Genomic DNA, 10,856 nt, shown 5'->3' with positions numbered 1-10,856 from the left:
TCCTCGATCAAACTCCGGCCTGACGGGCTCGGCAACAGCACCAGTTCTTGTTGGCCACGCTGCACCTTTGGTCCATGATTTCCTCAGATCAACTAGGCAACCTGACCACCAAGGAGCAGCATGCAACGGAGCATCGAGCTCGACGAGATCGACCTGGCCCTGCTCACCTCCCTGCACGAGGCGCCGCAGATCGGGGTGCTCGAGACGTCGCGGCGGATCAAGGTCGCGCGCGCGACCGTGCAGGCCCGCCTGAAGAAGCTCGAGGACGCCGGCGTGATCGCCGGCTGGCAGCCCCAGATCGACGTGGCCGCAGCGGGCTTCGGCGTCCAGTGCTTCGTCCAGCTGCACATCGCGCAGGGCGAGCTGGACTCGGTGGCCGAGGAGCTCGCTGCGATCCCCGGCGTGATCGAGGCCTGGGCGACGACGGGAGAGAACGACATCCTCTGCCGGGTGGCTGCGGCGTCGCACGAGGACCTGCAGCAGACACTGATCCAGATCGCCCGCTCCCGCTACGTCGCCCGGTCGAGCAGCATCGTCGTCCTCTCCAGCATCGTGAAGCCGCGGGCCCTCCCGCTGCTGCAGACCGTCGAGGCGAAGCCGTCACGCGCGCCGCGCTATCCACGTCAGGCGTAGAACGGTCCTCCACTAGTCATCCTGCCTAGCGCAGATGCCGCTTCGCTGGCCGGAAGTTGGCTTGACGTTCATGTTGCTGTGCGGATGTTGCACGTGACCACAGCCAGCGCGCACGGTGAGCGCATGAAGGACCTGCTGGCCCGCTTCGAGCACACCCCTCCCGAGGTCGTCTTCGAATGGCACGACCCCGAGACCGATGCCACCGGCTGGATGGTGATCAACTCGCTGCGCGGCGGTGCCGCCGGCGGAGGCACGCGGATGCGCCCCGGCCTCAACCGCCGCGAGGTCGAGTCGCTCGCGAAGACGATGGAGGTCAAGTTCACCGTCGCCGGGCCGCCGATCGGCGGCGCCAAGAGCGGCATCGCCTTCGACCCCGCCGACCCGCGCAAGGAGGGCGTGCTGCGCCGGTGGTTCGCCGCGGCCGCTCCCCTGCTCAAGGCCTACTACGGCACCGGCGGCGACCTCAATGTCGACGAGGCCTCCGAGGTCGTGCCGATGACCGAGGCCAACGGCCTGTGGCACCCCCAGGAGGGCATCGTCACCGGCCACTTCCACGCCGAGGGCTTCGAGCGGATCCAGCGCGTCGGACACCTCCGCGCCGGCGTCGCCAAGGAGGTCACCGACCCGGCATATGCACCGCCGGCCGGCCCCCACGGCGTACCCACCGTCGCGGACCTGGTCACCGGCTGGGGCGTCGCCGAGGCGGTCCGCCACCACTACGACCTGTACGGCGGTGGCCTGGCGGGCAAGCCGGCGATCGTGCAGGGGTGGGGCACCGTCGGCGCGACCGCGGCGTACTACCTCTCCCGGATGGGGGCGCGGATCGTCGGGATCATCGACCGCAGCGGCGGCCTGCTGGCTCCTGAGGGGCTGAGCCCGGAGCGGGTGGCCTCGCTCTATGCCGGCCGTCGCGGCAATGAGCTCGTCGCACCCGACCTGCTCCCGTTCGAGGAGGTCGACGCCGCGATCTGGTCGATGGGCGCAGCGGTCTTCCTGCCGTGCGCGGCCTCACGCCTCGTGACGCGCGCCCAGGTCGACGCGATGATCGCCGGCGGCCTCGAGGTCGTCTCGTGCGGCGCCAACGTGCCCTTCGCCGACGACGAGATCTTCTATGGCCCCACCTACGAGCACGCCGACCGGAACGTCGCGGTGATCCCCGACTTCATCGCCAACTGCGGGATGGCGCGCACCTTCGCGATGCTCATGGACGGCAGCGGCGCGGTGACGGACGGGGCGATCTTCGGCGACGTCTCCGCCACGATCCGCGACGCCCTGGCCGCGTGCAGGTCCCGCTCCCCCGAGGCCACCGGCATCGCCAGCACGGCGTTCGAGATCGCCCTCGAGCAGCTGGTCGCGCGCCCCGACGTACCGCTCACGCAGACCGCCTGACCTCCGCCCACCAGTCCCGCACACCCGACCCTGCCCTGACCATGCACGACTTCGCACATGCGAACTTCTCGTCCGTCACGGACTCGCACGGGCCGCCACAACGTCACACATGCGGGTTGGTGGCCCGCCCGGCGCGGCCGAGCGTGCACGCGCGATACCCCAGAGGCGGTCAGGTCACTTCGAGTACGAGTGCACCGAGGATCCGCCGAAGAAGAAGTTGATCCCGATGAAGTTGAACCAGAGCGTCGCCAGGCCAACCAGCGCGACGATCGCGGCCGCGCGCCCCTTCCACCCGGCGGTCGCGCGGGCGTGGAGGTACGCCGCGTAGACGACCCAGGTGATGAAAGCCCAGACCTCCTTCGGGTCCCAGCCCCAGTAGCGCGACCAGGCCTGATGGGCCCAGATCGGGCCGGCGATCAGCACGGCGAAGGTCCAGATCGGGAAGCCGAACGCATGCAGCCGGTACGAGATCCGGTCGAGCACCTCGGCCGCCGGCAGGGACGAGAGCCGTCCCGAGGCGCGCACCAGGTAGAGGATCGAGACCAGTCCGCCGAGCGTGAAGACGCCGGTCGCGACGATCGCGGCGATCACGTGGATCACGAGCCACGGCGAGGAGAGCGCCTCCGTCAGCGGCGCCATCGGCTCGTAGAGCCAGACCACGTCGAGCATCAGCACGACCATCACCAGGCCGACCGCCCACGGCCCGAGGAAGGCGAGGTTCCAGCGCCGGAAGAAGAGCAGCGTCACCACCGTAACGACGAGCGCGGCAGTCAACGTGAACTCGTACATGTTGCCCCACGGCACGCGGTTCGGGTCGGCGGCGAGGCCACGCGCGACGAGCGCCAGCAGGTGCACCCCCGCGGCCACCACCGTCAGCAGGAAGGCGAAGCGCCCGAAGACATCAGCACGCGGAGACCCCTCCTCCGTGGCGGCCCCACGACGGGCCGCCCACTGGGCCGAGTAGGCCAGCAGTGCGAGGAAGTACACGACACCCGCCGCGCTGACCGCCTGGATGCTGAGCGTGTCCCACGCCTGGTCCGTCACTGGTCCTCCTGTACGCCGGCAGCACCGGCAGTCACGTCAGTTGCAGCCCCCTGCAGGGCAGCCACGAAAGCAGTCAGGTCGTCCGCGAGGTCGCTGCGCGCCGACCGGTCGAGCCCCGCGACCTCGACCAGGGTCTCGCCCGAGGCCGAGCGCACCGCGCGCACCCAGAGCCGGCGCGGCCGGATGTAGAGCGAGCCGCAGAGGCCGACGAGGGCGACGATTGCACCGCCGAGGGCGAGCCAGGTGCCGGGCTTCTTCGCGACCTCGACCCGCACCCACGGCTTGACCCCCTCGAAGGTCACCGAGCCGTTCGCACCGGGCAGGTCGACGGACTCGCCCACGTGCAGGTCGACGCGGAACATCCCGCCGTCCTCGCGCGCGAGCGCCTTCATCTTCGAGGTGTCGAGCGCATAGACCGACTGCGGCTTCCCCTCGCCGAGGCCCAGGTCGCCGACGTACGCGCGCAGGGTGATGAAGGGGTTCTTGTCATCGCCCAGGATCGACCCGAAGTTCATCGGGTCCTCGTTGTACGTCGGCAGGAAGAGCCCGTCGAGCCCGATCTGCTTCGGCTGCGCGGTCGGCACCTTGATCACGCCGTACGACTGGAAGGTCTGCTGGTTCTCCGGAAGGAACGGCGTGGGTCCGCTGTAGGCGACGTCGCCGTTGCCGTCGCGCACCGTGATGACCGGCGCGTAGCCGTGGCCGATGAGGAAGACGTCGGTGCCGCCGATGTTCAGCGGGTGGTTGACGCGGAGGTCGTACGTCGACTCCGTGCCCTTCTCGTCCCACCACGTGAGGCCGGCGACGAACTTGCGGGCCATGCCCTTGCGCGGGCCGCTGTAGAGCCACTCGATGTCGAAGTCGTCGACGCGGAAGGTGAAGCTGTCGAGCGCACCGGCACGGGTGAGCTGGCCGGGCGTGAAGTCGTCGTACTGCGTCGGGGTGTTGGAGAAGCTGCCGTCCTCGACCACGATCACGCCGCCCTTGTAGCCCCACAGCGACCCGATCGCGAAGCCGGCCAACACGACGAGCACGGCGATGTGGAAGAGCAGGTTGCCTGCCTCGCGCAGGTAGCCCCGCTCGGCCGACACCGCGCCGCCGCCGCTGACGACCCGGTAGCGCTTCTTCTTCAGCAGCATCCGGGCGCGGTCCAGCACCACCTCGGGCGTCTCGCCGGTCGTGTACGCCGCGGAGTCCGGCAGGCGGGTCAGGTTGCGCGGCGCGGTCGGCGGGGCGGCGCGGAGGCCGCGCCAGTAGACCCGCGTCCGCGGCAGGATGCAGCCCACCAGCGAGATCGCCAGCAGCACGTAGATCGCGGAGAACCAGACCGACGAGAAGACCTCGAACATGCCGAGCTTCTCGTAGATCGGCGCCAGCGTGGTGTGGTCGTCCTTCCACTCCGAGACCGCGAAGGAGTCGACCGAGGTCTGCGGGATCACCGATCCCGGGATCGCGGCGAGCGCGAGCAGGAGGAGCAGCACGAGCGCCGTGCGCATCGAGGTGAGCTGGCGCCAGGCCCAGCGGAGCAGCTCGCGGGCGGTCAGCTCACCGGGAAGGCGCTCGTTGCCCTGCGCGGGACCCTGCTCGTCGCGCTGAGCGGGAGACCCCTTCCGGGGCTCCTCCGGGGAGGCGCCCTTCTTGATCATCACCACGTCAGGCTCCCGATCCGAACTGCTCGATCAGGCGGACCTGGGTCCACTGGATCGCCACGTCCCACCAGCCGGTGACCATCGCCAGGCCGACCGCGACGAGCATCAGTCCGCCGGCGCGCATCAGCAGGGTCTGGTGCTGGCGCAGCCAGCCGAAGGCGCGGGTCGCCCGCTCGTAGGCCAGGCCGGCGAGCAGGAACGGAACTCCCAGGCCGAACGCGAAGACACCGGCCAGCAGCGCACCACGGTAGGCGTTGGCCTCGTCGAAGCCGAGCGCGATGATCGAACCGAGGGTCGGGCCGATGCACGGCGTCCAGCCGAGGCCGAAGAGGAGGCCGACCAGCGGCGCGGCGCCGAGACCGACGGCGGGCAGGCGGTGCACCCGCACGTCGCGCTGGAGGAACGGCACCCGGAGCAGGCCGGCGAAGAAGAGGCCCAGGACGATCACCACGCTGCCGAGCACGACGGTGAGCAGCCGGCGGTTGGTGTTGATCTGCGTGCCCAGGTCGCCCAGCGCACCGACCGTGGCACCCAACGGCACGAAGACCGCGGAGAACCCGAGCACGAAGAGCAGCGACCCGAGGAACATCCGGCCCCGTCGTACGCCGCCGCCGGAGGCGATCTCCGCGCCGGAGAGACCTGTCGCGTAGGAGAGGTAGCCCGGCAGGAGCGGCAGGCAGCAGGGCGAGAAGAACGAGATGAGTCCGGCGAGCAGCGCGACGGGCAGCGCCAGCACGAGAGAGCCGCTCATCACGGCGTCCTGGAAGTAGTCGCTCACGCCAGGGTGTCCTCGACGAGCCCGGTGAGGGTGAGCGTGCTCGGCACGACGCCGCCGATGCGGACGGCGACGCGCCCCTCGGCATCGAGGATCAGGGTCGACGGCGTCGAGTTGGGCGGCAGCACCCCGCGGAAGGCGAGCAGGGCCCGCCCGCCCTCGTCGGCGATCGAGGGCCAGGTCACCTCGTACTTCCGCTCGAACGACGCAGCACTCGCCGCGTTGTCACGCTCGTTGAGGCCGAGGAAGGCGACCGGCTGGCCGCGCAGCTGCTTCTCCGCAGCGACGATGTCGGGCATCTCCTCGTGGCACGGGCCGCACCAGTTGCCCCAGAGGTTGATCACCACGACCTTGCCCCGGTAGTCGGCGATGTCGATCGTCTCGCCGTCCCACGTCTTCCCGGTGAAGGCGACGGGCTCGTCGCGCTCGCTGACGGGGATCGACGTGTAGACGCCGCCCCCCGTGGCGGTCGAGTTGTTGCTGGTCGCCCCGAGGCCGCTGCACGCTCCGAGTGAGAGCACAGCGACGAGGGCGGCCAGCGCCGCGACGGGACGACGGATCAAGGCCGCAGGTCCTCGGGGGCGTCACCGGCCGAGAACGGCGCGTTCTTGTCACCGGCCGGGATCAGGTGGCCGGCGGGCTCGGAATAGGTGACCGAGGTGAGCTTGTCGCCGGTGAAGTTGAGCGAGGTCAGCGAGCAGAGCGTGCACTGGCGCTTGCGCGGGTCGTGGAGCATCGACCGCTTCTCGACGTGCATGCGGGTGGTCCAGATCGGCAGCTGGTGCGACACGATCACGGCCTCGTGGCCACGCGCGGCCTCGCGGGCGTCGTGGACCGCGGCCATCATGCGCGCGGCGATCTCGGCGTACGGCTCGCCCCAGGAGGGCTTGAGCGGGTTGTAGAGCTTGAGCCACAGGCGCGGGTCGCGCAGCGCGTTGTCACCCTTGGCGAACCGCTTGCCCTCGAAGTGGTTGGTCGACTCGAGGACCCGGTCGTCGGTGACGATCTCGAGCCCGGTGAGCTTGGCGAGGGGCGCGGCGGTCTCCTGCGCGCGCTCCAGCGGCGAGACCCGCAGGTGCGTGATGTCGCGGTCCTTGATCGCCTCGGCGACGACCTGTGCCATCTGCTGGCCCCGCGTGGAGAGGTGGTAGCCCGGGCGGCGGCCGTAGAGGATGCCCTCCGGGTTGTGGACCTCGCCGTGCCGCATCAGGTGGACGGTGGTCTTGTCGCTCACGCGGTGACTCCCTTGGTGGTGGTCGAGGCAGCGGCTGAGGCCGCGGCCGGGAGGGCGTCCAGCACCTGCTGGACCGCCCGGTCGTCGTGGGCCGACGACAGGAACCACGCCTCGTACGCCGAGGGCGGCAGGTAGACGCCCTGGTCGAGCATGGAGTGGAAGAACGCGGTGTACGCCGGCAGGTCCTGCTCCGAGGCCTCGGCGAAGTTGGTGACCGCCGCGTCCTTGAAGAAGACCGAGAACATCGTGCCGCTGGCCTGGATGACGTGCGGGACGCCCTCCTTGGCGAGCGCGGCAGCGACAGCGTCCTTGATCGTCTCTGCAGCGTTGCCGATGTGGTCGTAGACCTCGTCGGTCGCCAGGCGGAGCGTGGCGAGACCTGCGGTGGTGGCGATGGGATTACCGGCCAGCGTGCCGGCCTGGTAGACGGGCCCCTCCGGGCTGAGGTGGGCCATCACGTCGGCGCGACCGCCGAACGCCGCGGCCGGGAAGCCGCCGCCCATCACCTTGCCGAACGTCGTCAGGTCGGGGACCCAGCCCTCCACCGCGCCGTCGAGGCCCCACTGCCCCTGCTTGCTCGCACGGAAGCCGGTCATCACCTCGTCGCTGATGAAGAGGGCACCGTTCTCCCGACAGATCTGCGCCAGGAAGGCGTTGAAGCCGGGCGCCGGCGGGACGACACCCATGTTGCCGGGACTGGCCTCGGTGATGAGGCACGCGATGCGGTCGCCGTACTCCGCGAACGCGGCAGCCACCGCGACCTTGTCGTTGTAGGGCAGCACGATGGTCAGGCCGGCGCTGCTCGCAGGCACGCCAGGCGTACCCGGGACGGCGAGGGTGGCGAGGCCGGAGCCGGCGGAGGCCAGCAGGGCGTCGACGTGGCCGTGGTAACAGCCCGCGAACTTGATGACGATCTCGCGGCCGGTGAACCCGCGCGCGAGCCGGATCGCCGACATCGTGGCCTCGGTGCCACTGCTGACGAAACGGACCTTCTCGACCGCCGTGCGCGCGACGATCTCCTCCGCGAGCTCCACCTCGGGCACCGTCGGGGTGCCGTACGACGTGCCGCGCGCGACCGCCTCGGCGACCGCTGCCTGCACCTCCGGGTGGGCGTGGCCGAGCAGCATCGGGCCCCACGAGCAGATCAGGTCGACGTACTCGTTGCCGTCGACGTCGGTGAGCCAGGCGCCCTGCGCGGACCGGACGAAGCGCGGCGTGCCGCCGACGGCGTTGAACGCGCGGACGGGTGAGTTCACACCGCCGGGGGTCACCGCGCGGGCGCGCTCGAAGAGGGCGGCCGAGGTCTCGGTCTGCAGGATGCTGGGGCTCATCACCGCGCCATTCTCGCTGACGCGCGAAGGGCCCGCGAACGCCGCCCGTGTGTCGATTCCGGATTCTCAGCAAAAAATCTGTTACGTGCGCGTCATACTTGTGCGGATCGCACGTTTCCTCACTGGCGAGGTAATCTGCGCCACAGCCTGTGAGGGGCCGCCGGGGAGGGACCGGCAGCGCATCTCACTCGATTTGGGGAGAACCAACAGCATGTCTGCACCGCGTTTCGGCAAGATCCAGAAGGCCACCGCTCTGGTCCCGCTGGCTCTGCTGTCGACCGCCTGGACCGCCAGCCTCGCCGGCGTCAGCGGCACCACGGCGAGTGACACCAGCCTCCCCGACGGCTCCCAGGTGCCGATCGAGAGCCTCCAGGACCCCGCCAGCTACACCGCACCCGGTCAGGTCGGCCTCGGCCTGACCGCCGCAGACGGCGACAAGATCATCGCCGCTGCCTCCACCAACGGCATCCCGACCGCCGCCCTGGCTGCCTACCAGCGCGCCGAGCAGGTCATCAACGACGCCGACAAGTCCTGCCACATCGACTGGGCTCTCATCGCCGCCATCGGCCGCGTCGAGTCCGACCACGGCCGCTACGGCGGCAACACCCTCGACACCAAGGGCGTGTCCCACCCGGGCATCTACGGCATCGCGCTCAACGGCACCAACAACACCCAGGCCATCTCCGACACCGACGGCGGCCTCTACGACAACGACAAGGTCTGGGACCGCGCCGTCGGCGCCATGCAGTTCATCCCCCAGACCTGGTCGCGCGTCGGCGTCGACGCCGACGGCGACGGCAAGCGCAACCCCCAGGACATCGACGACGCCGCACTGGCCTCCGCTGTCTACCTCTGCTCCGGCACCGACGACCTCGGCAGCGAGGCCGGCCGCCGCGCCTCGGTCTTCCGCTACAACCACTCCAACGACTACGTCGACCTCGTCCTGCGCGTCCGCGACGCCTACCTCGAGGGCAACTACACCGCAGTGCCCAACTACATCACCTCGGCCTACACCTTCAGCCCGCCGAGCTCCTACGCGTCGTACGGCGGCGGCGGTGGCACGGGCGGCGTCTACAAGCCCGGCACCGGCAAGCGCGACGAGGGCAAGACCGACTGCACCGGGACGTGCGGCACGTACACGCCCCCGGGCGACGACGGCGGCACGGGCACCCCGACCCCGACCCCGACGCCGACCCCGACGCCCAGCAACCCGCCGCTCGGTGGTGGCGGTGGCAGCGAGACCGTGACGAAGCCGATCGAGAAGATCATCGAGGACACCACCAAGGTCGTCGAGGACACCACCAAGGCCGTCACGCTCACGGTCGCCAGGACCCTCTGCACCACCGAGGCGACCACGAAGAACCTCACGACGCCGCTCGTCAACGACTACGCGACGTTCTACAACCAGTGCATGACGCGGCTCGGCTACCCGGGTCAGTGACCTGACGGGCATCAACGGCCCCGGCTCCCGCGAGGGAACCGGGGCCGTTCGTCGTTCCCGGACCCTGCTGTGCTCACCGCCAGAGGTGACCGGGCCACACGTCGCCCCCCACACGACGTACACCTGCGGGCGTCACAGCACCCGGGCGCGCGGCATGAGGCACCCACAACGCCTCGGGTGTACGTCATCCGAGGGCGCCCGTGCTGCCCTGAGCCACGTCGACGCCTGCCGCCGGAGCCGGGTCACCGCCCGAGCCTGTCGGCTTCGGCCCTATGCTCCGGCGCAGGCCGGAGTCAGCGCAGCAGGCGCGCAGCCTCGGCGGCCCAGTAGGTCAGCACGACGTCGGCGCCCGCGCGCCGGATCGAGAGCAGCGTCTCGATGATCGCGGCCTCGCGGTCGATCCAGCCGTTGGCGGCGGCGGCCTCCACCATGGAGTACTCCCCCGAGATGTTGTACGCCGCGACGGGGACGTCGACGGCCTCCCTCACCGCACGGATCACGTCGAGGTAGGCGAGCGCGGGCTTCACCATCACCAGGTCGGCCCCCTCGGCGACGTCGAGCAGCGCCTCGCGGACGCCCTCGATGACGTTGCCGGAGTCCTGCTGGTAGGACTTCCGGTCACCCTCAAGCGAGGAGTCGACCGCCTCGCGGAAGGGGCCGTAGAAGGCGGAGGCGTACTTCGCCGAGTAGGCCAGGATCGCCACGTCGGAGGACCCGACCAGGTCGAGCGCCTCGCGGATGACCGCGACCTGGCCATCCATCATCCCGCTGGGACCGACCACGTCGACGCCGGCGGCAGCCTGCGCGCGTGCCATCTCGGCGTACACCGCGAGGGTGAGGTCGTTGTCGACCGTGCCGGCGGCGGTGAGCACGCCGCAGTGGCCGTGGTCGGTGAACTCGTCGAGGCAGAGGTCGGCCATGACCGGCAGTGCGTCGCCGACCTCGGCCTTCACGTCGGCGATCGCGACGTTGAGGATGCCGTCGGGGTCGACCGCCCCGGTGCCGGCCGCGTCCTTCGACTCCGGCACGCCGAAGAGCATGATGCCGCCCAGGCCCAGCTCGGCCGCCTCGGCCGCTGCCCGCTTCAGGCTGTCGCGGGTGTGCTGGACGACGCCGGGCATCGACGAGATCGCCTGCGGCTCCGCGATGCCCTCGCGCACGAACGCCGGCAGGATCAGCTGGCGCGCCTCGAGCGACGTCTCCGCGACCAGGCGCCGCAGGGCCGGCGTACGACGGAGACGGCGCGGGCGGACGACGGGGCCAAGCGGGTCGGTCATGGCGTCATCCTCTCACTCGCCGAGGCGGCGCGAACCTGCACCCGCAACGCGCTGAGGCGGCGCGAACCTGCAGATTCCTGCAG

The 10,856-nt window shown here is 70.5% G+C and carries 10 protein-coding genes; 3 read left to right on the top strand and 7 right to left on the bottom strand.

Annotation, left to right across the window (positions count from 1 at the left end):
• The first annotated feature begins 120 nt into the window (after positions 1 to 120).
• Together VLF38_RS11590 and VLF38_RS11585 are read left to right on the top strand one after the other, a co-directional pair.
• Entirely contained in the window at positions 121 to 633 is a 513-nt protein-coding gene (locus VLF38_RS11590) for an Lrp/AsnC family transcriptional regulator (RefSeq protein ID WP_325271415.1), read from the top strand.
• A gap of 93 nt (positions 634 to 726) precedes the next feature.
• Positions 727 to 2,022 (top strand): Glu/Leu/Phe/Val dehydrogenase dimerization domain-containing protein, encoded by a 1,296-nt coding sequence (locus tag VLF38_RS11585; RefSeq protein WP_325271414.1) that lies wholly within the window; start codon positions 727 to 729, stop codon positions 2,020 to 2,022.
• A gap of 174 nt (positions 2,023 to 2,196) precedes the next feature.
• Here VLF38_RS11585 and ccsB read toward each other — a convergent pair whose 3' ends face one another.
• The 6 genes from ccsB to hemL are packed head-to-tail and all read right to left on the bottom strand — an operon-like array spanning position 2,197 to position 8,055.
• Positions 2,197 to 3,066, bottom strand: a complete 870-nt coding sequence (gene ccsB, locus VLF38_RS11580) for a c-type cytochrome biogenesis protein CcsB (protein WP_325271413.1) — start codon at positions 3,064 to 3,066, stop codon at positions 2,197 to 2,199.
• A complete protein-coding gene (gene resB, locus VLF38_RS11575; protein WP_325271454.1) occupies positions 3,063 to 4,712 on the bottom strand; it encodes a cytochrome c biogenesis protein ResB in 1,650 nt (549 codons plus the stop codon). The genes ccsB and resB overlap by 4 nt, the downstream gene beginning before the upstream one ends.
• Before the next feature lie 7 nt (positions 4,713 to 4,719).
• Positions 4,720 to 5,493 (bottom strand): cytochrome c biogenesis CcdA family protein, encoded by a 774-nt coding sequence (locus VLF38_RS11570; RefSeq protein WP_325271412.1) that lies wholly within the window; start codon positions 5,491 to 5,493, stop codon positions 4,720 to 4,722.
• Positions 5,490 to 6,053: a TlpA disulfide reductase family protein gene (locus VLF38_RS11565; RefSeq protein WP_325271411.1), complete on the bottom strand. Its 564-nt coding sequence runs from the start codon at positions 6,051 to 6,053 to the stop codon at positions 5,490 to 5,492. Before VLF38_RS11565 ends, VLF38_RS11570 begins: the two co-directional genes overlap by 4 nt.
• Positions 6,050 to 6,697, bottom strand: a complete 648-nt coding sequence (locus VLF38_RS11560; RefSeq protein WP_325271453.1) for a histidine phosphatase family protein — start codon at positions 6,695 to 6,697, stop codon at positions 6,050 to 6,052. Before VLF38_RS11560 ends, VLF38_RS11565 begins: the two co-directional genes overlap by 4 nt.
• Positions 6,698 to 6,720: 23 nt before the next feature.
• The gene (gene hemL / locus VLF38_RS11555) at positions 6,721 to 8,055 is read right to left on the bottom strand and encodes a glutamate-1-semialdehyde 2,1-aminomutase (protein WP_325271410.1); all 1,335 of its coding nucleotides are present in this window, start codon (positions 8,053 to 8,055) and stop codon (positions 6,721 to 6,723) included.
• A gap of 211 nt (positions 8,056 to 8,266) precedes the next feature.
• On the opposite strand from hemL, the gene VLF38_RS11550 reads away from it, so the two are divergent.
• Positions 8,267 to 9,496, top strand: a complete 1,230-nt coding sequence (locus VLF38_RS11550; RefSeq protein WP_325271409.1) for a lytic murein transglycosylase — start codon at positions 8,267 to 8,269, stop codon at positions 9,494 to 9,496.
• A 293-nt stretch (positions 9,497 to 9,789) separates the two neighbouring features.
• Here VLF38_RS11550 and hemB read toward each other — a convergent pair whose 3' ends face one another.
• Positions 9,790 to 10,773 carry a porphobilinogen synthase gene (gene hemB, locus VLF38_RS11545; RefSeq protein ID WP_325271408.1) on the bottom strand — a complete coding sequence of 328 codons (984 nt, stop codon included), beginning with the start codon at positions 10,771 to 10,773 and terminating at the stop codon, positions 9,790 to 9,792.
• Positions 10,774 to 10,856 lie beyond the last annotated feature (83 nt).

Origin of the sequence: Nocardioides sp. (assembly GCF_035481145.1) — a bacterium.
In the GTDB taxonomy this organism is placed as follows: domain Bacteria; phylum Actinomycetota; class Actinomycetes; order Propionibacteriales; family Nocardioidaceae; genus Nocardioides.
The sequence above is the reverse complement of the archived record's forward strand: the minus strand, read 5'-3'. Positions and strand labels throughout refer to the sequence as shown.